The 24,833-nt window shown below is 71.2% G+C and carries 16 protein-coding genes; 10 read left to right on the plus strand and 6 right to left on the minus strand.

The window, feature by feature from the left end:
* The first annotated feature begins 96 nt into the window (after nt 1-96).
* The 3 genes from ACWFRU_RS08870 to ACWFRU_RS08880 all read left to right on the plus strand — a co-directional run bounded on the left by ACWFRU_RS08870 (nt 97) and on the right by ACWFRU_RS08880 (nt 4,005).
* Entirely contained in the window at nt 97-1,323 is a 1,227-nt protein-coding gene (locus tag ACWFRU_RS08870) for an arginine deiminase (RefSeq protein WP_453685424.1), read from the plus strand.
* 122 nt (nt 1,324-1,445) lie between these two features.
* On the plus strand, nt 1,446-2,444 hold the full coding sequence (gene argF, locus ACWFRU_RS08875; protein ID WP_453685861.1) for an ornithine carbamoyltransferase: 999 nt from the start codon (nt 1,446-1,448) through the stop codon (nt 2,442-2,444).
* Between the two features lie 115 nt (nt 2,445-2,559).
* On the plus strand, nt 2,560-4,005 hold the full coding sequence (locus ACWFRU_RS08880; RefSeq protein WP_453685425.1) for an amino acid permease: 1,446 nt from the start codon (nt 2,560-2,562) through the stop codon (nt 4,003-4,005).
* Here the strand turns inward: ACWFRU_RS08880 and ACWFRU_RS08885 are convergent.
* Nucleotides 3,986-4,402: an ATP-binding protein gene (locus tag ACWFRU_RS08885; protein ID WP_453685426.1), complete on the minus strand. Its 417-nt coding sequence runs from the start codon at nt 4,400-4,402 to the stop codon at nt 3,986-3,988. The two genes, ACWFRU_RS08880 and ACWFRU_RS08885, sit on opposite strands and share 20 nt — an antisense overlap.
* Before the next feature lie 284 nt (nt 4,403-4,686).
* On the opposite strand from ACWFRU_RS08885, the gene ACWFRU_RS08890 reads away from it, so the two are divergent.
* Entirely contained in the window at nt 4,687-5,514 is an 828-nt protein-coding gene (locus ACWFRU_RS08890) for an enoyl-CoA hydratase family protein (RefSeq protein WP_453685427.1), read from the plus strand.
* 1 nt (nt 5,515) lies between these two features.
* The gene (locus ACWFRU_RS08895) at nt 5,516-7,828 is read left to right on the plus strand and encodes a bifunctional salicylyl-CoA 5-hydroxylase/oxidoreductase (RefSeq protein WP_453685428.1); all 2,313 of its coding nucleotides are present in this window, start codon (nt 5,516-5,518) and stop codon (nt 7,826-7,828) included.
* On the opposite strand, the gene ACWFRU_RS08900 is transcribed toward ACWFRU_RS08895, so the two are convergent.
* Both ACWFRU_RS08900 and ACWFRU_RS08905 read right to left on the minus strand, forming a co-directional pair.
* A complete protein-coding gene (locus ACWFRU_RS08900) occupies nt 7,812-8,627 on the minus strand; it encodes a PaaX family transcriptional regulator (protein ID WP_453685429.1) in 816 nt (271 codons plus the stop codon). The two genes, ACWFRU_RS08895 and ACWFRU_RS08900, sit on opposite strands and share 17 nt — an antisense overlap.
* A gap of 4 nt (nt 8,628-8,631) precedes the next feature.
* Nucleotides 8,632-10,272 (minus strand): AMP-binding protein, encoded by a 1,641-nt coding sequence (locus ACWFRU_RS08905; RefSeq protein ID WP_453685430.1) that lies wholly within the window; start codon nt 10,270-10,272, stop codon nt 8,632-8,634.
* Between the two features lie 103 nt (nt 10,273-10,375).
* Here ACWFRU_RS08905 and ACWFRU_RS08910 point away from each other — a divergent pair, with 103 nt between their 5' ends.
* Both ACWFRU_RS08910 and ACWFRU_RS08915 read left to right on the plus strand, forming a co-directional pair.
* Nucleotides 10,376-11,641, plus strand: a complete 1,266-nt coding sequence (locus tag ACWFRU_RS08910; RefSeq protein WP_453685431.1) for an acyl-CoA dehydrogenase family protein — start codon at nt 10,376-10,378, stop codon at nt 11,639-11,641.
* The gene (locus tag ACWFRU_RS08915) at nt 11,638-12,036 is read left to right on the plus strand and encodes a RidA family protein (protein ID WP_453685432.1); all 399 of its coding nucleotides are present in this window, start codon (nt 11,638-11,640) and stop codon (nt 12,034-12,036) included. The genes ACWFRU_RS08910 and ACWFRU_RS08915 overlap by 4 nt, the downstream gene beginning before the upstream one ends.
* 148 nt (nt 12,037-12,184) lie before the next feature.
* Here ACWFRU_RS08915 and ACWFRU_RS08920 read toward each other — a convergent pair whose 3' ends face one another.
* From ACWFRU_RS08920 to ACWFRU_RS08930, 3 genes are all read right to left on the minus strand, one after another.
* Complete coding sequence (locus tag ACWFRU_RS08920; RefSeq protein ID WP_453685433.1) at nt 12,185-13,555, minus strand: FG-GAP repeat domain-containing protein; 1,371 nt, start codon at nt 13,553-13,555, stop codon at nt 12,185-12,187.
* A 93-nt stretch (nt 13,556-13,648) separates the two neighbouring features.
* A complete protein-coding gene (locus tag ACWFRU_RS08925; RefSeq protein ID WP_453685434.1) occupies nt 13,649-15,178 on the minus strand; it encodes a helix-turn-helix domain-containing protein in 1,530 nt (509 codons plus the stop codon).
* A gap of 142 nt (nt 15,179-15,320) precedes the next feature.
* Complete coding sequence (locus ACWFRU_RS08930) at nt 15,321-17,195, minus strand: amidohydrolase (RefSeq protein ID WP_453685435.1); 1,875 nt, start codon at nt 17,193-17,195, stop codon at nt 15,321-15,323.
* Nucleotides 17,196-17,374: 179 nt separating this feature from the next.
* On the opposite strand from ACWFRU_RS08930, the gene ACWFRU_RS08935 reads away from it, so the two are divergent.
* The 3 genes from ACWFRU_RS08935 to ACWFRU_RS08945 all read left to right on the plus strand — a co-directional run bounded on the left by ACWFRU_RS08935 (nt 17,375) and on the right by ACWFRU_RS08945 (nt 24,790).
* Nucleotides 17,375-18,412, plus strand: coding sequence for a LacI family DNA-binding transcriptional regulator (locus ACWFRU_RS08935; protein WP_453685436.1), 1,038 nt, complete (start codon nt 17,375-17,377; stop codon nt 18,410-18,412).
* Between the two features lie 336 nt (nt 18,413-18,748).
* Nucleotides 18,749-21,463: an aconitate hydratase AcnA gene (gene acnA, locus ACWFRU_RS08940; protein WP_453685437.1), complete on the plus strand. Its 2,715-nt coding sequence runs from the start codon at nt 18,749-18,751 to the stop codon at nt 21,461-21,463.
* A gap of 129 nt (nt 21,464-21,592) precedes the next feature.
* Entirely contained in the window at nt 21,593-24,790 is a 3,198-nt protein-coding gene (locus ACWFRU_RS08945; RefSeq protein ID WP_453685438.1) for an NACHT domain-containing protein, read from the plus strand.
* Nucleotides 24,791-24,833: the final 43 nt, after the last annotated feature.

Consider the following 24,833-nt stretch of genomic DNA (forward strand, 5'->3'; position numbering starts at 1 on the left):
GGGCTCCAGCCGCCGAGACCCCGGGCTCCGGCCAACGAGGCCCGGGGTTTGGTCAACGACGGGCGTCGGCCGTCCGGCAGGGGAAAGATGGACTCCATGGGATTCCATGTCGACTCCGAGGCCGGGCGGCTGCGCCGCGTGATCCTGCACCGCCCTGATCTGGAGCTCAAGCGGCTCACGCCGACCAACAAGGACGCGTTGCTCTTCGACGACGTCCTGTGGGTCCGCAGGGCCCGCCAGGAACATGACGGATTCGCCGACGTGCTGCGCGACCGCGGGGTGGCCGTCCACCTCTTCGGCGACCTGCTGACCGAGGCGATGGACGTGCCCGGGGCACGCCTGCTCGTGCTCGACCGGGTCTTCGACGAGAAGGAGTACGGCCCGCTGGCGACGGATCATCTGCGGGCCGCGTTCGAGACGTTGCCGTCGGCCGAGCTCGCCGAAGCGCTGATCGGCGGGATGACGAAGCGCGAGTTCCTCGAACGCCACCCCGAGCCGACCTCCGTGCGCTTCCACTGCATGGATCTGGACGACTTCCTGCTCGGTCCGCTGCCCAATCACCTCTTCACGCGCGACACCTCGGCGTGGATATACGACGGTGTCTCCATCAACGCGATGCGCTGGCCCGCGCGGCAGCGTGAGACCGTGCACTTCGAGGCGATCTACCAGCACCACCCGCTCTTCCGGGCCGAGGAATTCCACATGTGGTCCCAGGGGCAGTCGGACTACCCCTCCACCATCGAGGGCGGCGACGTCCTGGTGATCGGCCGGGGCGCGGTTCTCATCGGCATGAGCGAACGCACCACGCCGCAGGCGGTCGAGATGCTCGCGCACAAGCTCTTCGCGGCGGGCTCGGCGCAGACGATCGTGGCCCTGGACATGCCGAAGAGACGCGCGTTCATGCATCTCGACACGGTGATGACGATGGTCGACAGCGACACCTTCACGCAGTACGCGGGCCTGGGCATGCTGCGCTCGTACACCATCGAGCCGGGCGTCGACGGCCGGGAGCTGAAGGTCACCGACCATCCGCCCGAGCACATGCACCGGGCGATCGCGGCGGCCCTCGGGCTGCCCGGCATCCGGGTCCTCACCGCCACGCAGGACGTGCACGCGGCCGAGCGGGAGCAGTGGGACGACGGCTGCAACGTGCTGGCGGTCGAGCCGGGCGTCGTCGTGGCGTACGAGAGGAACTCGACGACGAACACGCATCTGCGCAAGGAGGGCATCGAGGTGATCGAGATCCGGGGCAGTGAGCTGGGGCGCGGCCGGGGCGGTCCGCGGTGCATGAGCTGTCCGGTGCAGCGGGACGCCGTCGACTGAGCCGGTGCCGGGCAGCGGGGCGGGCGGCCTCGCAGGACCTGCGGGACAATGTCTCTGTATAGAAATGTGGAGCGTCGTATAGACTTCCAGTGTCCCCGTACGCGTACCCCTGGAGCGCCATCATGGCCATCGACCTCACCGGCCGCCACTTCCTCAAGGAGCTGGACTTCACCGCCGAGGAGTTCCGCGGCCTGATCGATCTCGCCGCCGAGCTGAAGGCGGCCAAGAAGGCGGGGACCGAGACACAGCGTCTGCGTGGCAGGAACATCGCGCTGATCTTCGAGAAGTCCTCCACGCGGACGCGCTGCTCCTTCGAGGTCGCCGCCGCCGACCAGGGCGCGTCGACGACGTACCTCGATCCGGCCGGGTCCCACATCGGCAGCAAGGAGTCCGTGAAGGACACCGCCCGGGTGCTCGGTCGGATGTTCGACGCCATCGAGTTCCGCGGCGACGCCCAGTCCACGGTCGAGGAGCTCGGCGCCCACGCGGGCGTGCCCGTCTACAACGGCCTGACCGACGACTGGCACCCCACCCAGATGCTCGCCGACATGCTCACGATGACCGAGCACAGCGCGAAGCCCCTCACCGAGATCACCTTCGCCTACCTCGGCGACGCCCGTCTCAACATGGGCAACTCGTACCTGGTCACCGCGGCGCTCCTCGGCATGGACGTACGCATCGTGGCGCCGAAGGCCTACTGGCCCGCCGACGAGATCGTCGCGCGGGCCCGCGAGCTCGCCGAGGGCAGCGGCGCCCGGATCACGCTCACCGAGGACGTCACCGAGGGCGTCGCCGGCGCCGACTTCGTCGTGACCGACGTCTGGGTCTCCATGGGCGAGCCCAAGGAGGTCTGGGACGAGCGCATAGCGGCCCTCGCTCCGTACGCCGTGACCATGGACGTCCTGCGGGCCACGGGGAACGCCGACGTGAAGTTCATGCACTGCCTCCCGGCCTTCCACGACCTGGGCACGAAGGTCGGCCGCGAGATCCACGCCCGGCACGGACTAAGCTCTCTCGAGGTCACCGACGAGGTCTTCGAGTCGGCGCACTCCGTCGTCTTCGACGAGGCCGAGAACCGCCTGCACACGATCAAGGCGGTCCTCGTCGCCACGCTCGCCTGAACGCGTTACCAGCACGCTCACACAGGTGGGGCCGGGGAACACCTTCCCCCGGCCCTGCTTTTTTGCGGCACAACCCCCCGCCGCGCCCCAGCACCACCGAAATGAGAACCACCGCATGCGCTCGACCGGTCCGGCAGGACTCCGCATCAAGTCCCCCGAACTCCTCGTCGCCGAATCAGGCGCCGACCTGGAAGGCCACGGCCTCAAGCGCACCATGGGCCTGTTCCAGCTCGTGTGCTTCGGCGTCGGCGCGATCGTCGGCACCGGCATCTTCGTCGGCCTCTCCGACAGCGTCGCCGAGGCGGGCCCCGCGGTAGCCGTCTCGTACATCCTGGCCGCCATCACCTGCATCTTCACCGCCTTCTCGTTCGCCGAGCTGGGCGGCGCGATCCCGGTCTCCGGCAGTTCGTACTCCTTCGCGTACGCCTCGCTCGGCGAGCGCACCGCGTTCCTCGTCGGGTGGTGCCTGCTTCTGGAGTACGGCGTCTCCGTGTCCGCCGTGGCGGTCGGCTGGAGCCAGTACCTGAACGAGCTGCTCGAAAGCCTCACCGGCTGGCACCTGCCCGACGCGCTGTCCGCGGGGCCCGGCGAGGGCGGCATCGTGAACCTGCCCGCCGTGGTCGTGATCCTCCTTGCCGCCGTGCTGCTCGTGCGCGGCATCCGCGAGAGCGCGCGGGCGACGGCCGCCATGGCCATGCTCAAGATCGGGATTCTGCTGCTGTTCCTCGCGATCGCGTTCACCGCGTTCAAGGCCGGCAACCTCACCCCCTTCGCGGGCGCCGGAGCCTCCGGCATCACCGCGGGCGCCTCGCTCGCCTTCTTCTCGTTCATCGGCTTCGACGCGATCACCACGGCGGGCGAAGAGGTCAAGAACCCCCGCCGGAACATCCCGATCGCCATCCTGATCTGCATCGGAGTCGCCACGCTGCTGTACGTCGCCGTCGCCCTCGGGGCCATCGGCGCACTGGGAGCGGACGCGGTCGCCGACAAGCCCGCCGCGCTCTCGCTGGTCGTCAACCAGGTCACCGACTCGGCGGTCGGCGGCGGGATCATCGCCTTCGGCGCCGTCGTGGCCATCGCGTCCGTGGTCCTCGCCGTGATGTACGGGCAGACCCGCATCCTGATGTCGATGTCCCGCGACGGACTCATCCCGCGCGTCTTCGAGCGCGTGTCGCCGAAGACGTCGACGCCGGTCGCCAACACCTGGATCGTCGCCGCGGTCTTCGCCGTCCCGGCCGCCTTCTCGTCGCTCGACGTGGTGGTCAACCTGACGACGATCGGCACGCTGGCGATCATGGTCGTGGTGAATGTCGCGGTGCTCGCGCTGCGCCGCTCGGCGCCGGACCTGAAGCGCACCTTCCGGGTGCCGTTCTACCCGGTGAGCCCGGTCCTGGGCGTGGGCTTCTGCCTCTATCTGATCTGGGGAACGGGCTGGACGACGTGGGTGCAGTTCGCCGTGTTCCTGGTCGTGGGCTCCCTGGTGTACGCGCTGTACGGACGCCGTCACTCCCGGCTCGGCAAGGCCGCCGACGCCGAGCCGGCTACGCCGCGGGGAGCGTGAACCAGACCGCCTTGCCGGACCCGGTCGGGCGGTGACCGCAGGACGAGCTGAGGGTGCGGATCAGGAGCAGGCCGCGCCCGTGCTCCTGCCAGGGGTCGGGTTCGCACATCGGACCGGGATCGCTGAGATCGCCGGGCGGCAGCGGGTTCGAGTCATGGACCTCGACCTGGCAGCCGGTCGGCAGGAGCTCGATGACGAGCTCTATCGGGTCGTGCCCCGAGGTGTGCTCCACCGCGTTCGCCACCAGCTCGGCCGTGAGCAGCTCGGCGGTATCGCTGTCGGCGGGCGACTCGATCTCCGTGAGCGCGGTACGCACCAGCGCACGGGCGATCGGTACTGCCGCGGTGGTGTGCGGCAGCGCGATGCGCCACGAGGTGGGAGCGGAGGGTTCGGGCAAGGCGTGTCCGTTCAGGGCAGCAGGCGGTCCTGCTTTCAACCGTACGAATCTTAAGCGCTATGTCGACAGGGTCGACGGTCGGGCATTTCCGGGACGTCCGGCCCATGGGTGCCTCATGTGAAAAGACGTGCATATCCAGATTTAAGTTCCCGTCGGGGCTTGTGAGGCACGTCGTTTATCGCGCGCTCGTGACGACAGTCACGGACGGGTGATAACTTCGAGAGGCAGCGCAAACGTCAAGAGCTGGACCGCCGCCGCCCCTACCGAGGAGGCCGCACGTCGCCATGAGTCCCTTCACCGGCTCCGCCCCCCGCACCCCCGACTGGCAGCACCTGCGCTTCGAGGTCGACGACGGGGTCGCCACGGTCACCCTCGCCCGCCCCGACAAGCTGAACGCGCTCACCTTCGGCGCCTACGCCGACCTGCGCGATCTCCTGGCCGAGCTGTCCCGCGACAAGTCCGTGCGCGCCCTGGTACTCGGCGGCCAGGGGCGCGGCTTCTGCTCGGGCGGTGACGTCGACGAGATCATCGGCGCGACCCTCGGCATGGACACCGCGCAGCTCCTCGACTTCAACCGCATGACGGGACAGGTCGTGCGCGCCCTCCGCGAGTGCCCCTTCCCGGTGGTCACCGCCGTGCACGGGGTGGCCGCGGGCGCGGGCGCCGTGCTCGCCCTCGCGTCCGACTTCCGGGTGGCGGACCCCTCGGCGCGGTTCTCCTTCCTCTTCACGCGGGTCGGCCTGTCGGGCGGCGACATGGGGGCGGCGTACCTCCTGCCCCGCGTCGTCGGACTCGGCCACGCCACCCGCATCCTGATGCTGGGCGACCCCGTGCGCGCCCCCGAAGCCGAACGGATCGGCCTCATCAGCGAGTTGACGGACGAGGGCAAGGCCCCCGAGGCCGCACAGGCACTGGCCCGCCGCCTCGCCGACGGCCCCGCCCTCGCCCACGCGCAGACCAAGGCGCTGCTCACCTCCGAACTGGACATGCCCCTCGCCGCCGCCGTGGAGCTGGACGCGGCGACCCAGGCCCTCCTGATGACCGGCGAGGACTACAAGGAGTTCCACGCGGCGTTCACGGAGAAGCGCCCGCCCAAGTGGCAGGGGCGCTGAGATGGGCGCGACGCGGCCCGAGGCGCACCGCATCGCCGTCATCGGCGGCGGCCCCGGCGGGCTGTACGCGGCGGCCCTCCTCAAGCGCCTCGACCCGGAACGCGAGATCACCGTCTGGGAGCGCAACGCCCCGGACGACACCTTCGGCTTCGGGGTCGTCCTCTCGGACGAGACGCTCGGCGGCATCGAGCACGCCGACCCCGTCGTCTATGCCGCGCTCCAGGCGGAGTTCGTGCGCTGGGACGACATCGACATCGTGCACCGGGGGACCCGGCACACCTCGGGCGGGCACGGCTTCGCGGCGCTCGGGCGGCGCAGGCTGCTCGGCATCCTGCACGAGCGGTGCCGGGACCTCGGCGTCGACCTGCGCTTCCGTGCCGAGGCGCCGCCCGCAGCCGAGCTGTCCGCCGCGTACGACCTGGTGATCGCGGCGGACGGCGTGCACAGCCTCACGCGCGAGGCGCACGCCGAGGCCTTCGGGCCGAGCGTCGAGACGCACCGCTGCCGCTACATCTGGCTCGCCGTCGACTTCGCCTTCGACGCCTTCCGCTTCGAGATCGCCGAGACCGAGCACGGCGTGATGCAGCTGCACGGCTATCCGTTCACCACGGCGGGCACCGGCGAATCCACCGGTCAGTCCACCGTCATCGTCGAGATGCGCGAAGAGGTGTGGGAGGCGGCCGGGTTCGCGGAGCTCGACGAGCGCGAGTCGACCGAACGCTGCGCCAAGATCTTCGCCGACGCGCTCGACGGCCGTTCCCTGCGCGGCAACAACTCCGCCTGGATCAACTTCCGCACGGTCGTCAACAAGCGCTGGTCGCACGGGAATACGGTGCTGCTCGGCGACGCCGCCCACACCGCCCACTTCTCCATCGGCTCCGGCACCAAGCTCGCCGTCGAGGACGCGCTCGCGCTGGCCGCCTGCCTCCAGGAGCAGCCCGGCATCCCCGAGGCCCTCGCCGCGTACGAGACGGAGCGCCGTCCCGTCGTCGAGTCCACGCAGCGCGCGGCCCGCGCGAGCCTGGAGTGGTTCGAGCGGCTCCCGGACTACCTCGGCCAGCCGCCGCGCCAGTTCGCCTTCAACCTGCTCACCCGAAGCCGCCGCGTCACCCACGACAACCTCCGGCTGCGCGACGCCCACTTCACCGAGTCCGTCGAGCGCGAGTTCGGCTGCCCGGACGGTACGCCGCCGATGTTCACGCCCTTCCGCCTGCGCGACCTCACCCTGCGCAACCGCGTGGTCGTGTCCCCCATGGACATGTACTCCGCGGTGGACGGCGTCCCCGGCGACTTCCACCTCGTCCACCTGGGCGCGCGGGCGCTCGGCGGCGCGGGCCTGGTCATGACCGAGATGGTGTGCGTCAGCGAGCGCGGCCGCATCACGCCGGGCTGCGCGGGCCTCTACACCGACGGGCAGGCCGAAGCCTGGCGCCGGATCACCGACTTCGTGCACGCCCAGGCGCCCGGCACCGCGATCGGCGTCCAGCTCGGCCACTCGGGCCGCAAGGGCTCGACGAGGCTGATGTGGGAGGGCATCGACGAACCCCTCGACGAGGGCAACTGGCCGCTGGTCGCGCCGTCGCCCCTCCCGTACAAGGCGAACAGTCAGCGCCCGCACGAGCTGGACCGGGCCGGGCTCGCCGAGATCCGCGAGCAGTTCACCGACGCCGCCCGGCGGGCCGAGCGCGGTGGATTCGACCTCCTCGAACTGCACTGCGCGCACGGCTATCTGCTCTCGGGCTTCCTCTCGCCGCTGACCAATCACAGGACGGACGAGTACGGCGGCTCCCTGGCGAACCGGCTGCGCTTCCCCCTCGAAGTCTTCGACGCGACAAGGGACTTGTGGCCCGCGGCCAAGCCCATGACCGTCCGTATCTCCGCGACCGACTGGTCCGACGGAGGCACCACCGCGGACGACGCCGTCGAGATCGCCCGTGCCTTCGCCGCGCACGGCGCCGACGCGATCGACGTCTCCACGGGCCAGGTCGTCTCCGACGAACGTCCCGCGTACGGCCGCTCCTACCAGACCCCGTTCGCCGACCGCATCCGCAACGAAACCGGCGTCCCCGTCCTCACCGTCGGCGCCATCTCCTCCTGGGACGACGTCAACTCGCTGATCCTGGCGGGCCGTTCGGACCTGTGCGCGCTCGCGCGCCCGCATCTGTACGACCCGCACTGGACCCTGCACGCGGCGGCCGAGCAGGGCTACACCGGACCGGGCGTCGCCTGGCCCGTGCAGTACGGCGCGGGCAGCCGCCGCCCGCAGACGGGGCGTACGGACGGCCCCAAGCCCCGCCTCACGCTGGGGAGTTGACGAACCCCGCCCCCGCGTCCCGCAGCCGTCCGTCGAGTGCCGTGAACACCTCGGCGGAACGGTCGCCGGGCCATCCGTCCGGCAGGAGTTCACCCGGCAGGCCCGGATCGGCGTACGGGAGTCGGCGCCAGGAGTCCAGGGCGAGGAGATAGTCGCGGTACGCCTCGTCCGCCGGGGTGTCAGTGCGTCCCTGCCAGGTCCTGAGCACCGGCTCGTGCCGGTCGAGGAACGCCTCGTGCTCCTTGGCGATGGAGGACAGGTCCCACCAGCGGGCCACCGCCTCCGCCGTCGCCGCGAAGCCCAGGTGCTCGCCCCGGAACAGGTCGACGTACGAGGCGAGTTGGAGGCGCTCCAGGGTGTGCCGCGTCTCCTCGTAGAGGTGCGCGGGGGCGATCCACACCCCCGGAGCGGCCGTCCCGAAGCCGAGTCCGGCGAGGCGCGAGCGCAGCACGTGCCGCTTCTGGCGCTCGGACTCCGGCACGGAGAAGACGGCGAGCACCCAGCCGGTGTCCTGCCGCGCGGCCGGGGGAGAGGCGTAGATGCGCCGGTCGCCGTCCTCCAGGAGCTGACGGGCGTCCGGCGACAGGGCGTACCCCGCCGCGCCCGCGGCCGTCCGCGCGGGGAGGAGGAGCCCGCGCCGCTTGAGCCGGGACACGGACGAGCGCACGGACGGGGCGTCCACGCCGACCGGGGCGAGGAGCCTGACCAGCTCGGCGACGGGCACCGGGCCGGGGGCCGCGCGCCCGTAGGCGCCGTAGAAGGTGACGATCAGGGACCGTGGAGTGTGCTGCTCGGACACGTGATCACTCTACGGTCCCGGGCTCCCGCAGCCGGAACCGCTGCAGCTTGCCTGTCGCGGTGCGGGGCAGCGCGTCCAGGTAGACGATCTCGCGCGGGCACTTGTACGGCACGAGCTCGCCCTTGACGAACTCGCGCAGCCGGTCCGGGTCCCGTTCGGCGCCCGCGCGCGGGACGACGTAGGCGACGACCTTCTGGCCGCGCAGTTCGTCGCGGAGCCCCACGACGGCGGTCTCCAGGACGTCCGGGTGACGCATGAGGGCCTCCTCGACCTCCGGGCCCGCGATGTTGTAACCGGCCGAGATGATCATGTCGTCCGCGCGGGCCACATAGGTGAAGTAGCCGTCGGCGTCGCGGACGTAGGTGTCCCCGGTGACGTTCCAGCCGTGGCGTACGTACTGGAGCTGCCGCTCGTCGCCCAGATACCGGCAGCCGACCGGGCCGCGCACGGCGAGCAGGCCGGGCTCGCCGTCCGGCACCGGGGCACCCGAGTCGTCGACCACGCGCGCGTGCCAGCCCGGGACGGGGCGGCCCGTGGTGCCGGGGCGGATCGCCTCGTCGGCGGCGGAGATGAAGATGTGCAGCAGCTCCGTGGCGCCGATGCCGTTGATGATGCGGTGCCCGGTGCGCTCGTGCCAGGCCTGCCAGGTGGCGGCGGGCAGGTTCTCGCCCGCGGAGACGCAGCGCCGCAGGGTGGAGACGTCCGGGGCGTCCGGCTTGCCCAGCTCGTCGAGCATCGCGCGGTAGGCGGTCGGCGCCGTGAAGAGCACCGTCACGCCGTGCTCGGCTATCGCGGGCAGCAGTTGCCTCGGCCCCGACTGTTCGAGCAGGAGCGAGGAGGCGCCGGCGCGCAGCGGGAAGATGACGAGGCCGCCGAGCCCGAAGGTGAAACCCAGCGGCGGGCTGCCCGCGAACACGTCGTCGGGGCCCGGCTTCAGGACATGGCGCGCGAAGGTGTCGGCGATGGCGAGCACGTCACGGTGGAAGTGCATGCAGCCCTTGGGGCGGCCCGTGGTGCCGGACGTGAAGGCGATGAGCGCGACGTCGTCGGCGGAGGTGGCGACGGGTTCGTAGACCTCCGGCTGCCGGGCGGCGCGCGCCGTCAGGTCGTCGTCCGCCTCCCCGCCGAAGGTGGTGACGCCGAGCCCCGGTATCCCGGCCTTGATCAGGTCGTCCACGGCGCGGGCGTCGCACAGGGCGTGGCGGACCTCGGCGATCTCGCAGATCGTGGCCAGTTCGTTCGGGCGCTGCTGGGCCAGGACGGTGACCGCGACCGCGCCCGCCTTCATCACCGCGAGCCAGCAGGCCGCGAGCCAAGGCGTGGTGGGGCCGCGCAGCAGGACGCGCTGGCCGGGCAGGACGTCGAGCTCGCCGGTCAGGACGTGCGCGATCCGGTCGACGTGGCGCCGCAGCTCGTCGTACGTCCACACGTCGCCGGAGCCCGAGCGGAACGCGGGCCGGTCGCCGCCGAACCGCTCCACCGTGTGGTCCAGGAGCTCGGCGCCGCAGTTGAGGCGATCGGGGTAGTGCAGCTCGGGCCGGTCGTGGACGAACGCGGGCCACTGCTCCGGCGGCGGGAGATGATCCCGGGCGAAGGTGTCCACGTGAGCCGATGGGTGGAGTCGGAGTGCACTCTTGGCGTCCACAGCGGGTCGCCCCCTTGCCGTTCGGGCTTGTGGTGAGCTCGCGCAACGAGCGTATCGTGTTGGTGACGGCAGTCAACGGTGCGCGATAGAGGAGGGGCCCGGCATGACGGCATTCTCGCTCAATCCGGAACAAACGGCCTGGTGTGCGGAGCTGCGCACACTGGCGGACGAGCGGCTGCGCCCGCTGGCGGAGAAGGGTGAGCCGGGGCGCGTGAACCGACCGCTCGTGGAGGCGCTGGGGAAACTGGGTCTCCTCGACCGGCTGTTCGCGGGGGAGGGGGCCGGCGCCGGCCCTCCGTCCCGCGCCCCGCACGCCACATCCGGCGCCCTGGGGCTCTGCCTCCTGCGCGAGTCTCTCGCCTACGCCTGTACGGAGGCCGAGACCGCGCTCGCCCTGCAAGGGCTCGGCGCGCACCCCGTGGCCGCGTTCGGCACCGCGCGGCAGCGCGAACAGTGGCTGGCGCCCGCCCGTGCGGGGCACGCCGTCGCCGCCTTCGCGCTCTCCGAGCCCGGGGCGGGCTCGGACGCCGCCGCGCTCGCGCTGAGCGCCGCACCGGACGGCCCGTCCGCCTGGCGGCTCACCGGCGAGAAGTGCTGGATCTCGAACGCCCCCGAAGCCGACTTCTACACCGTCTTCGCCCGCACGACCCCCGGCGCCGGAGCCCGTGGCGTCACCGCCTTCCTCGTGCCCGCCGACCGCGCGGGCCTCACCGGCACGCCCCTGGACATGCTCTCCCCGCATCCGATCGGCGCACTCGCCTTCGACGGCGTGACCGTCACCGGCGAGGACGTGCTCGGCGAACCCGACCGCGGCTTCCGCGTCGCCATGACCACCCTCAACCGCTTCCGCCCCAGCGTCGGCGCGTTCGCGGTCGGCATGGCGGCGGCAGCCCTGGACGCCACCCTCGCGCACACCGCCGAACGGGACGCGTTCGGCGGCAAGTTGAAGGATCTCCAGGCGGTGGCCCACCAGGTCGCCGAGATGGCCACCCGGACCGAGGCGGCCCGCCTGATGGTGCACGCGGCAGCCGCCGCGTACGACCGCGGCGAACCGGACATCGCCCGACGCGCCGCGATGGCGAAGCTCCTTGCCACGGAGACGGCGCAGTACGTCGTGGACGCGGCGGTGCAACTGCATGGCGCACGCGCCTTGCAGCGGGGGCACTTGCTGGAGCACCTCTACCGGGAGGTGCGGGCGCCGCGCATCTACGAAGGGGCGAGCGAGGTCCAACGGACCATCATCGCCAAGGAGTTGTACGCCGCACAGCCGCCCGCCGCTCAGCCGTCCACTGCTCAGCCGTCCGCCGCTCAGCCGTCAGCTGCTCACCCCACGACCCTGCCCGCCACCGCCGAGGAGCCCACCGCATGAGCCTCGAACGCGTCAACCCCGCCGAACTCTCCCCGCCCACCGGGTTCTCGCACGCCGTCACCGTCACCGGCGGCCGTCTCGTCTTCCTCGCGGGCCAGACCGCGCTCGACGGCGACGGCAAGGTCACCGGCACCACCCTGCCCGAGCAGTTCGAGCGTGCGCTGACCAACCTGCTCACCGCCCTGCGCCACGCGGGCGGCACCCCGGCCGACCTCGCCCGCGTCACCGTCTACGCCACGGACGTCGCGGACTACCGCGCCCAGGCGCCCCAACTGGGCCGCATCTGGAAGCGGTTGGCGGGCCGCGACTACCCCGCCATGGCGGTGATCGGCGCGGTCCGACTCTGGGACGAACAGTGCCTCGTGGAACTGGACGGGGTGGCGGTCATCGACTGATCCGCGTGGCGCGGGCCCGGTGGGGGCTGATCGCGCAGTTCCCCGCGCCCCTTGTGGGGCGCCCAGGCGGTCTGCCGGGCGGGTGTGGTGAGGCGCCTGCGGGCCGGTGGGGCCTGTTGCGCGTGCCCCGCGCCTCTTGTGGGGCCGCTCAGTTGCGGCCCGTGAAGGATGTTGTGGTGAAGGCCGTCTTGTCCCGCGGTGTTGTGCCGTTGGTGAGCCACCAGTGCGTGGGGCGTTCGCCGTAGAGGCCGAAGAGCGTGCCCTTGCCCCAGTTCAGGATCAGCTCCTCCTTGCCGTCGCCGTCGAAGTCGGCCGCGGCGTACGGGCGCGCGTGCCGCCACTCTGCGGGGGTCTTCTTGCCGTCGACGCGGGCCGGGCCCTCCCGGAGCACCTTGGTGCGGCCCTTCTCGCCCTCCAGCAGCAGCGCACCCTTGTCCGTGGCGACGAGGATGCCGTCCTTGCCGTCGCCGTCAGGGTCCGCGGACGTGTAACCGCCGGGCCCGTAGTAGGAGTTGCGGCTCGGCGGGATCTTGTGCGTGACCGGGGCGCCGCCTTTGCCGGGGTAGACCGCGAGCGAGGCGATCGTCTCCGGGTCCTCTCCCGTGTCCGGCTCGTTGTTGCGGCTTCCGTTGTCGCCGATGGCCAGATCCCGGGCCCCGTCCCCGTCGAAGTCGCCGAACGCCACCGCGTTGCCCTTGCGCAAGGCGACGGACGTGCGGGAGAGGCCACTTTTGTCGCGCGCCGGGTAGAGCACCCCGCTCGTCTGCTCCCCGTCGTCGCCCACGTGGACGAGGAGGCCGGTCGCGCGCGGCTTGCCCGAGGGGGCGATGTCGTCCGCGGCCAGCCAGCCGCCCCCGCGGGGCCGGGTGTCGGTGCGGGCCGGGGCGCCGGAGCGGGCGAAGGGGCCGTACAGCAGGGTCACGGACCCGTCCTGCCGGAGCGCCGCGATGTCGTGGTGGCCGTCCCCGTCGAAGTCGCCCCGCACCGGCCTGGTCAGGGTGTCGCCCGGATCGCCGCCGGGTGTCCTGAGGCGGGTCGCCGTCCCGTCGGTCTCGGGCCCGCTCGGACTGCCCCAGTCCACGTTCAGCACCTCCCGATGCTCGACCCAGTCGCTGTGGACGAAGTCGGGATAGCCGTCGCCGTCCAGGTCGGCGGTGACGACGGTGCCGGGGGCGTAGTCGTACACGGCGTGGGTCGAGGGGTCGAGCCCCTTCGCGGAGCCGAAGACGACGCCGGTCCGCCCTTCCTTGTTCTCGTCGCGGGACGGCACGGCGACGAGCAGGTCGCGGTGACCGTCGCCGTTGATGTCGTCCGGGTCCTTGGAGCCCTTGCCGTCGGAGGGCACCGGACGCGAAGCGGTCGGGGTCGACACGGGATTGCCGCCGCCCTTGGAGCTCCGCGCGTCCTTGCCGTCGCCGGAGGCCTGCTCGCCGCACCCCGCCGTGAGCAGGGCCAGCGAGGCACAGAGCACGCACGCGACAAGGGCGCGGATGCCGGGAACGGGCGCGCGATCTCTCATGCGCCCACCCCAACACCGCGCCCTGGCGCATCTCCAGTGACCACCGGCGATCGTTGCCCAGTCGTAGCGGGAGAGACGATCTCCCGGAGCGTGCTAGATGTCCCGGAACGTCTCGATCTGCGCGCCCACGGAGTTGAGCCGCTCGGCCAGCTCCTCGTAGCCACGGTTGATCACGTACACGTTGCGCAGGACGGACGTGCCCTCGGCGGCCATCATCGCGAGCAGCACGACCACGGCGGGCCGCAGCGCGGGCGGGCACATCATCTCGGCGGCGCGCCAGCGGGTCGGGCCCTCCACCAGGACCCGGTGCGGGTCGAGGAGTTGGAGGCGTCCGCCGAGCCGGTTCAGGTCGGTCAGATAGATCGCGCGGTTGTCGTAGACCCAGTCGTGGATCAGCGTCTTGCCCTGCGCCGCCGCCGCGATGGCCGCGAAGAAGGGGACGTTGTCGATGTTCAGGCCGGGGAACGGCATCGGGTGGATCTTGTCGATCGGCGCCTCCAGCTTGGAGGGCCGGACGGTGAGGTCGATCAGGCGCGTACGGCCGTTGTCGGCGAAGTACTCCGCCGTGCGGTCGTGGTCGAGCCCCATCTCCTCCAGGACCGCGAGCTCGATCTCCAGGAACTCGATCGGGACGCGCTTGACGGTCAGTTCGGACTCCGTGACGACCGCCGCGGCGAGCAGGCTCATCGCCTCGACCGGGTCCTCGGACGGCGAGTAGTCCACGTCCACGTCGATGTCCGGCACGCCGTGCACCGTGAGGGTCGTCGTGCCGATGCCCTCGACCTTGACGCCGAGCGCCTCCAGGAAGAAGCACAGGTCCTGGACCATGTAGTTCGACGAGGCGTTGCGGATGACGGTCGTGCAGTCGCTGCGCGCCGCGGCGAGCAGGGCGTTCTCGGTCACGGTGTCGCCGCGCTCGGTCAGCACGATCGGGCGGTCCGGGACGACGTCACGCGCGACCTCCGCGTGGTAGAGCCCCTCGGTCGCGGCGATGTCGAGACCGAAGCGGCGCAGCGCGATCATGTGCGGCTCGATCGTGCGGGTGCCGAGGTCGCAACCGCCCGCGTACGGCAGCTTGAAGCGGTCCATGCGGTGCAGCAGCGGACCAAGGAACATGATGATCGAGCGGGTCCGGATCGCGGCCTCCGCGTCGATCGCCTCCATGTCGAGCTTGGCCGGCGGCACGATCTCCAGGTCGACCCCGTCGTTGATCCAACGGGCGCGGACGCCGATCGAACCGAGGACCTCGAGGAGGCGGTAGACCTCCTCGATGCGCGCCACGCGGCGCAGCACCGTGCGTCCCTTGTTGAGCAGGGAGGCACAGAGCAGCGCCACGCAGGCGTTCTTGCTCGTCTTGACGTCGATCGATCCGGAGAGCCGGCGGTTGCCGACCACGCGCAGATGCATGGGCCCCGCGTACCCGAGCGAGACGATTTCACTGTCGAGAGCCTCGCCGATACGGGCGATCATCTCAAGGCTGATGTTCTGGTTGCCGCGCTCGATGCGGTTCACGGCGCTCTGACTTGTGCTGAGCGCCTCGGCGAGCTGCGACTGCGTCCAGCCCCTGTGCTGACGGGCGTCGCGGATGAGCTTGCCGATACGTACGAGGTAATCGTCTGCCATGTTCCGCAGGTTATCTCAGATATGAGATGACGCACGCGCTGGGGTAGGCCATCCGGGAAACGACCGATTCGGTGCGGGAAACAACCGATTCCGTACGGAAGTTCCCGTACGTCGTTTCCGTACGCCACATGCCCGTGCCAGGTCAGCCGCATCCGCACGAGGCGTGCCGCCCCCCGTGCACCGCGGCCTGCGCCGTGAGCCGGGGCATGGCCGCCGCGCGCGTCACCCGGGCGGCGGCAGCGCGCCCGGCCGACGAGTCGGCGTCATGCACCACTGTGCCTCCGGTCAACGTCAGACGCACTTCGGAGGAGCTGATATCGGCCACCGGACACCGCGTCACATCGCGGTCCAGCAGCACCAGATCGGCCGACTTTCCCGTTTCCACCGACCCCGTCAGGTGGTCCATACGGAGCTGTCGCGCCGTGCCGAGGGTGTGCATGAGCAGGGCGGACGAGCGGCTGAGGCCCTCCTCCTCGCGGTACAGGGCACCCTCGCCATCGGCCCCGAAACGGTCGACGGCGGTACGCACCTGGTTCCACACCTGGAGCGGATCGACAGGCCAGTCCGAGCCACCGGCGAGCCGCGCCCCGTGCCGCTGAAGGCTGCGCGCCGGGTACTGCCAACGGTGCCGCCCGGCACCGATGTAGGGCAGCAGGGCGTCCATGGTCCAGGTGTTGCGGGTGGCCCACTGGAGCTGCATGCAGGGGATGACGCCGAGGCGGGCGAAGCGGGGCAGGTCGGCGGGGTCGACGAGTTGGAGGTGGGCGGTGGTGTTGCGCAGGCCGCGCGCCCCGGTCGCGCGCAGGGCGTACGCGTACCCGTCGAGGGAGGTGCGCACGGCGCGGTCGCCGATGGCGTGCGCGTGCATCTGCCAGCCGTCCTCGTTGAAGGCGGCGGTGAGCCGGCCGTAGTCCGCCGCCGACACGTACAGGTCTCCGCGGTGGTCGGTGGGCCTGCCGTCCTTGTCGAGATAGGGCTTCAGAAGCGCCGCGGTCTGCGCCGGGTACTCGATGACCCCGTCGAGGAAGACCTTGACGGTGCCGAAGCGAAGTCCCCGTACGTCACCGAAGTCGCGCCGCAGCCCGCGCGCGAATTCCAGGGCCGCCTTCGGGTCCTTGGTCAGGTCCGAGTCGATCCGCAGCGCGGGCACGACGCGCTGTGGCAGGGCGCCGCGTTCGGCGAGCGTCTGATAGACGCTCAGCTCGCGCTTGCCGACGACCGCTTCCATGAAAGTGGTGATCCCCGACGCGGCGGCCTCGGCGAAGATCTTCGCGGCGGCGGCCACGAGCTGCTCGCGATCCGGCTCGGGGACGTGCCGGGTCACCAGGGGCTGCGCGTCGTCCTTGAGCACACCGCTGGGCTTGCCGTCCGCATCCTTGACGATCTTGCCGCCGGCCGGTTCCGGAGTGGTGGCGGTGATCCCCGCGATGTCCAGGCCGCGCTGGTTCACCCAGAGGTTGTGCCCGTCGCCGCCGATCAGGACCACGGGCCGCCGGGTCGGCAGGGCGTCGAGCATGGAGTGGTGCGGCGCGGTTCCGTGCGGCAGCAGACCCACCGGGTTCCAGTCCTCCACCACGAGCCACCCGTCGGGCTCCTGGTCGCCGGAGTCCTTCAGAAACCCGGTGAGCGTCGTGCGCAGCTCCTCGACGGTCTGCTCGGCCCCCGCCAGTGACGGCTTGAGCGAACGGTCGGCGGCGCCCATCGGGTGGGCGTGCCCGTCGTGGATGCCGCTCATGAGGGTGCCGCCACGCCCGTCGACGACCTCGGTGTCCCGCCCGATGAACCGCTTGAGGGCGGCGTCGCGCCCGACGGCGAGGATCTTCCCGTCCCGCCCGACGGCGACGGCCTGCGCGGAGGCGTGCCCCCGAGTACCGCTGAACACACGGGAGTTGTGCACGACGAGGGCGGCGGAGCGGCGGGGCGACGCGACGGCCTCGGAGGCGCCGGCCAGGGCGACGACGCCGGTGGCGCCGGCGGCGGCGAGGAGAGTACGGCGAGGGATGTGCGCGGACGGCATCGGGGCTCCTCGGGGTGATCGGGTGAGTGGGGGGGGGAAAGGCCCGCCCTGAAGCGGCGGCACGGGGACGAACCGTCGACCCGCACCCGGCACACTCCGCGAGTAACGCGTTAACCAGAAGCCGCCCACCACAACGGATTCCGTGGAGGCACTGCCCCCTGGCACAGGGAATCCGTAGGATGACCGCCGTGCCAGGGCCCACCCTCACCGACATAGCCCGTGCGGCGGAGGTATCGACCGCGACGGTCTCGCACGCCCTGAACGGCACGGGCCGCCTCGGCGCCGACACCCGCCGCAGGGTGCGGGAGACCGCCACCGCCCTCGGCTACGGAACCCGCCGCACCGTCCCGCGCACGCGGACGCTCGGCATCGCCGTGACCACGTTCCCCACCGCCTGGAACTACACGGAGGTCGCCTACTTCTCGCGCGCCGTCACCGCGGCCACCTCCGCGGCCCACGCACGCGGCTACGCCCTCACCACGCTGCCCGCCGACCGCGCCGCCGACGACACGTGGCACAGCCTCGCCGTCGACGGCATGCTGATCATGGACAGCCCGCGCGGCGACCCGATGGTGCACGCGCTGCGTGCCCGCGGCATCCCGCTCGTCTTCGACGGCGTCCCCGGCGACCCGCGCCCCGGCGACCGCTGGGTCGACAACGACCACGAGGCCACCACCCGCGAGGTCCTCGACCATCTCGCCGCGTCCGGCGCCCGCCGCGTCGCCCTGCAGTCCGGCCACGGCGACGAGCACTACGCGCGCGCGGTGACGGCGGCGTACGCCGGATGGTGCGCGGAGCGCGGCGCCGGTCCGCTGGTCGTGCCCTTCGACGTGACGGACGGCCAAGGGCGCGCGTTCGACGCGCTGCTGAAGGGCCCGGACCGCGCCGACGCCGTGTACGCGGCGTACGACCCGGGCGGCCGGCAGCTCCTGGCCGCCGCGGCCCGCCTCGGACTGCGGGTCCCGGACGAGCTGCGGGTGGTGTGCGCGAGCGAGGACCCCGGGTACGCGGCGACGCTCCCGCCCGTGACCACGGTGACCCTTGACCCGGAGCGGACGGCGCGCGCCGCGGTCGGCCTCCTCGTCGACCTGATCGAGGGCGCCCCCGGACCGCCGCCGGGCCCCGTCGTCGTACCGGCGGGCCTCCTGGTGCGTGACTCCTCGCGCGCTCAGCCCGCGGCCGGACAGTCGACGTACCCCTGCGCGCCGCCCTGGTAATACGTGGCGGGGTCACCGACGGCACGGACGCCTGGTCCTGGCCCTGCTGATCAGGGTCGACGACGGCCGGATCGCCGCGTACGAGGTGGTCGCGGATCCGGTCGGCTGCGTGCGCTGGAGTTCTCCGTGCTCCCTTCGGCATGCGGGCAGGCGGGCGCGCCTCGTCGTACGCGCGGGTGATGTACTAGAGTTATCTCGACATCGAGATATCTGCCGAGGCGCACCAGAAGCCGCCACTCGGTAAGGGTTACCTAACTAAGCCTTACCTTAGCGGATCGACGAGGAGTCGTGGCGGCAGGATGTGATTCAACGCGCACATATATGAAGGAGACTGTCGTGTCGGCGAACAGCTTCGACGCCCGCAGCACGCTGCGCGTGGGCGACGAGTCGTACGAGATCTTCAAGCTGGACAAGGTGGAGGGCTCCGAGCGGCTGCCCTACAGCCTGAAGGTCCTCCTTGAGAACCTGCTCCGCACCGAGGACGGCGCGAACATCACCGCCGACCACATCCGTGCGATCGGCGGCTGGGACTCCCAGGCCCAGCCCTCGCAGGAGATCCAGTTCACGCCGGCCCGCGTGATCATGCAGGACTTCACGGGCGTGCCCTGTGTCGTCGACCTCGCCACCATGCGTGAGGCCGTCAAGGAGCTCGGCGGCGACGCGGACAAGGTCAACCCGCTCTCCCCGGCCGAGCTGGTCATCGACCACTCCGTGATCGCCGACAAGTTCGGCACGGCGGACGCCTTCGGCCAGAACGTCGAGCTGGAGTACGGCCGCAACAAGGAGCGCTACCAGTTCCTGCGCTGGGGCCAGACCGCCTTCGACGACTTCAAGGTCGTCCCCCCGGGCACCGGCATCGTCCACCAGGTCAACATCGAGAAGCTGGCCCGTACGGTCATGGTCCGCAACGGCCAGGCCTACCCCGACACCCTGGTCGGCACCGACTCGCACACCACGATGGTCAACGGCCTCGGTGTGCTGGGCTGGGGCGTCGGCGGCATCGAGGCCGAGGCCGCGATGCTCGGCCAGCCGGTCTCCATGCTCATCCCGCGCGTCGTCGGCTTCAAGCTGACCGGTGAGCTGCCCGCCGGCACCACCGCCACCGACCTGGTCCTCACGATCACCGAGATGCTGCGCAAGCACGGCGTCGTCGGCAAGTTCGTCGAGTTCTACGGCGAGGGCGTCGCCGCCACCTCGCTCGCCAACCGCGCCACCATCGGCAACATGTCGCCGGAGTTCGGCTCCACCGCCGCGATCTTCCCGATCGACGACGAGACGCTGAAGTACCTGCGCCTGACCGGCCGCGACGAGCAGCAGGTCGCGCTCGTCGAGGCGTACGCCAAGGAGCAGGGTCTCTGGCTCGACCCGGCCGCCGAGCCCGACTTCTCCGAGAAGCTGGAGCTCGACCTCTCCACGGTCGTCCCCTCGATCGCCGGTCCGAAGCGCCCGCAGGACCGCATCGTCCTCGCCAACGCCGCGCAGCAGTTCGCCCAGGACGTGCGCAACTACGTCACGGACGACGAGGAGGCCGGCAAGGAGTCCTTCCCGGCGTCCGACGCCCCGGCCACCAGCAACGGCGTCCCGTCGAAGCCGACCACGGTCACCGCCCCCGACGGCTCGACGTACGAGATCGACCACGGCGCCGTCACCGTCGCCGCGATCACCTCCTGCACCAACACCTCGAACCCGTACGTGATGGTCGCCGCCGCGCTCGTCGCGAAGAAGGCCGTCGAGAAGGGCCTGACCCGCAAGCCGTGGGTCAAGACCACCCTCGCCCCGGGCTCCAAGGTCGTCACCGACTACTTCGACAAGGCGGGGCTCACCCCCTACCTCGACAAGGTCGGCTTCAACCTCGTCGGCTACGGCTGCACCACCTGCATCGGCAACTCGGGCCCGCTGCCCGAGGAGGTCTCCAAGGCCGTCAACGACGCCGACCTGGCCGTGACGTCCGTCCTCTCCGGCAACCGGAACTTCGAGGGCCGCATCAACCCCGACGTCAAGATGAACTACCTGGCGTCCCCGCCGCTGGTCGTCGCGTACGCCATCGCGGGTTCGATGAAGGTGGACATCACCAAGGACGCGCTCGGCGCGGACCAGGACGGCAACCCCGTCTACCTGAAGGACATCTGGCCCTCCGAGGCCGAGGTGAACGACGTCGTCGCCAACTCCATCGGCGAGGACATGTTCAACAAGTCCTACCAGGACGTCTTCGCGGGCGACGCCCAGTGGCAGGCCCTCTCCATCCCGACCGGCAACACCTTCGAGTGGGACCCGCAGTCGACCTACGTCCGCAAGCCCCCTTACTTCGAGGGCATGACGATGGAGACCACCCCGGTCTCCGACATCACGGGCGCCCGCGTCCTGGCCAAGCTGGGCGACTCGGTCACCACCGACCACATCTCCCCGGCCGGTGCGATCAAGGCCGACACCCCGGCCGGCAAGTACCTCACGGAGCACGGCGTCGAGCGTCGCGACTTCAACTCCTACGGCTCGCGCCGAGGCAACCACGAGGTCATGATCCGCGGCACGTTCGCCAACATCCGCCTGCGCAACCAGATCGCGCCGGGCACCGAGGGCGGCTTCACGCGTGACTTCACGAAGGAGGACGGCCCCGTCTCCTTCATCTACGACGCCTCGCAGAACTACCAGGCGGCCGGCACCCCGCTCGCGATCCTCGCGGGCAAGGAGTACGGCTCCGGTTCGTCCCGTGACTGGGCCGCCAAGGGCACCGCGCTCCTCGGCGTCAAGGCCGTCGTCGCCGAGTCGTACGAGCGCATCCACCGCTCGAACCTCATCGGCATGGGCGTCCTGCCGCTCCAGTTCCCGGAGGGCCAGTCCGCCGAGACCCTCGGCCTCACCGGCGAGGAGACCTTCTCCTTCACCGGCGTGACCGAGCTGAACGAGGGCCGCACGCCGCGCACCGTCAAGGTCAGCACCGACACGGGCGTGGAGTTCGACGCGGTCGTCCGCATCGACACCCCCGGCGAGGCGGACTACTACCGCAACGGCGGCATCATGCAGTACGTGCTGCGCTCGCTCATCCGGAAGTAGACCCCGGCGCAAGTAAGCATTGCCGTAGGTCAGTTGGGCCCGCATCCCCCTCACCGGGGGGTGCGGGCCCTACCCTTTGTAGGGCAAGAGCGCGCGGCGGCGACGGGGGATTCTGTGGACGCTGGAGCAGTGGGCATCAAAGTGGCGTCCTCGGTCGTGGTGCCGTTGCTGAAGCGGCTGTTGCTGCCGCCGCCCAAGGCGCCGGGAGCCGAGTACTCCGAACGGCCCGTACGCATCAAGGGGCTGCTGTCCTTCGCCGGGGACCACCCCTCGCTCAGCAAGGACGACATGCACCGGCTCGCACAGGAGCTGGTCCGCCGCGCGGTGCGGTCGGCGGGACCGCACGAGCGGCCGATCGCGGAGGACGAGCACGACGCCGTCGGCCAGGCCCTGACCCGTACGCTCTTCGCCCTCGGCGAGCTCGACATGGACGACGTGGGAGTCTTCAAGCTCGGGCCCGAAGGTCTCGCCGCCGCACTGTCCCGCGAGGCCGGGCCCGAGACGCGCAGGCTGCTCACCCGTGACGCGGCGCTCTTCCACGACGTACTCCTGCGCACCGCCTGCGTGCACCTCGTGCGGTTCTTCACCCAGCGGCCCGGGTTCGCGGCCCGCGCCCAGCTCGAGGAGTTCCACGAACTGCGGCGCCAGAGCGAGCAGTTGGAGGTCATCCTGCGCCGGGTCTCGGGCGACGACTGGACGACGGCGGACGCGCGCTTCGAGGAGAAATACTCCGACTACGTCATCAAGGAACACGGCAGCCTCACCCTCTACGGAGTCGACCTGCGCAAGACCGACCGCAAGGTGTGGCCCCTGGAGAGCGCCTACCTGAGCCTGCGGGCGGTCGCGACGGCCGCCGCGGACGACGAACCCGACCTGGACACCGAGGGGAGGGCGGCGGTGATCGAGGAGAGCGTCGAGTCCGTCCTCGTCGGTCACCGCCGCGTACTGCTCCAGGGGGTCGCCGGTACGGGCAAGACGACGCTCGTCCAGTGGCTGGCCCTGACCACCGCGCGGCAGGACACGGTGCCGGGGCATCTGCCACAGCTCCTCGGCCGCGTCCCGTTCGTCCTGCCGCTGCGCACCCTGGTCCGCGAAGGCACCGAACTGCCCCTGCCCGAGGACTTCCTGCGCCGCACGGGCTGCCCGCACGCGGGGAGCGAACCCGACGGCTGGACGGCGCGCGTGCTCCAGAACGGCCGCGGGCTCCTGCTCATCGACGGCCTCGACGAGATCCCCAAGGCCGACCGCGCGCGCACCCGGGAGTGGCTGCGCCGGCTCCTCGCCGCCTTCTCCGGCAACCTGTGGCTCGCCACCACCCGCCCCTCCGCACTCGCCCCCGGCTGGCTGGAGCGCGAGGGCTTCCACGAGTTCACCCTGAACGCGCTGCGCCCCGACGACCTGCGGCGCTTCATCCAGCGGTGGCACACGGCGACCAAGGCCCGCGGAGGGACAGGGGAGAAACTGATCGAGTCCCTGCGCACCCGGCCGGAACTGAGCAGGCTCGCCACCAACCCGCTCATGTGCAGCCTGATGTGCGCCCTGCACGAGGAGCGCCACGGCTTCCTGCCCGAGGGGCGGGCCGCCCTCTACAAGGCCGCCCTGTCCATGCTGCTCGAACGGCGCGACAAAGAGCGCGGCGTACGGCCCAAGATCAGCGAGACGGACGCCACGCTCAGCGAGGAGGCCGCCTCCGAACCCCTCAAGCGCTTCGCGTACTGGCTGATCCGCAACGAACGCACCCAGATCGAGCGCCCGGACGCCGTGGACCTGGTCCGCAGGCTCCAGCCCCAGGTGCCGAGCCTCCAGAAGATGGGAGCGCCCGAGGACGCCCTGCAGTACCTCATCGAGCGCACCGGCGTACTCCGTGAACCCGCCTCGGGAGCCGTCGACTTCATCCACCGCACCTTTCAGGATTATCTCGGGGCCAAAGCGGTGCTCGAAGAGCGGGACTTCGGCATCCTGGTGAAGAACGCCCATGCGGACGAGTGGGAGGACGTGGTGCAGATGGCCGTCGCGCACAGCGATCACAAGGGACGCGCCGATCTGCTCATCCGGCTCAGCGACCGCGCCAACCGCGAGAAGGACTCGATGGTCCAGGCCAGGCTGCGGCTGCTCGCCCTCGCGTCGCTCGAACAGGCCACCCGGCTCGACCCCGATGTACGGCTGACCATCGAGACCGAGGCGGCGCGCATGGTCCCGCCGCGTAGCCTGCGCCAGGCCAGGGTCCTCGCCCGCACGGGGCCGCTGCTGCTCGGCCTGCTGCCCAGGGCGCGGGACCTGGACGGCGACGAGGAGCTCGCGACCGTCCACGCGATCTGCCAGATCGGCGGAGACGCCGCCATCCCGCGCCTGCGGGAGTTCCTCGACACCCGTCAGCCCGTCGTGCGGGCCCAACTCCTCGGCCACTGGGACCGGTTCGAGACCGGTGTGTACGCCGACGAGATCCTCCGGCCGCTGCTCACCGCGGACCCCTCGCAGCCCGTGACCGTGCGCTCGGGCGCCGAACTCGACGCCCTCGCGACCCTGCCCGGCTGCGAACGCGTGGGCATCCACGGCGACTTCGCCCCCGAGGCCGTACGCGCGGCGCTCGACCCGCGGCGCCTTCGCGAGCTCCGGCTGCGCGGCGCGCTGCAACTGGAGGACCTCGGCCTGCTCGCGGACTTCCCCGCGCTGGAAAGCCTCACCCTGCGGGGCTGCCGCAACCTCAGGGAGCCCGCGCCGCTCACCCGGCTGCCCCAGCTGCACACCCTCGTCCTCGAGGACCTCCCGCAGTTCGAGCCCCTGTCCACACTCGCCCAGTGCCCGCGGCTCAGTGCCCTGCACCTGGGGCTGCAGGTGCCCTGGCGCGGGCTCGACGACCTGTCGGCCCTCAATGACCTGCGCGTCCTCGCGCTGCCGATGGGCACGGTCGAGCTCACGCAGATCAGCAACTTCCAGGCACTCGAGGAACTGCGCCTGCACGAAGCGGGCGAGCGGCTGCTGCCGGACGGGTGGGGCGCCCTGCTCGCCCGCCTGCCCGAGCTGCGCACGCTGACCCTCTCCCCGGAGCAGCTCAGCACACTGCTCTTCGACCCCAGGGCACAGGTCTCGCAGGTCACGCACCTCTACGTGTACGCCAAGCCGGGTGCGCCCGTGTCGTTGCGGCGCATCGCCAGGAGGCTGCCGGGACTTGAGGAAATCCATCTCACCCAGGGCTCCGACATCGACCTCTCGCACCTGGCGGGACTGTCCGGGCTGCGACGGGTCAGGCTCGCGTACCCGGGTGAGGTACGGGCGGCGGTGAATCTACCGGACCGGGTCGATCTGGAGATTTACCCGCAGCCCTGAAGTGAAGGGGGGTAAGTTCCACTGTTCCGAGGGGAGTTGGAGC

The organism is Streptomyces sp. NPDC055099 (assembly GCF_053607685.1).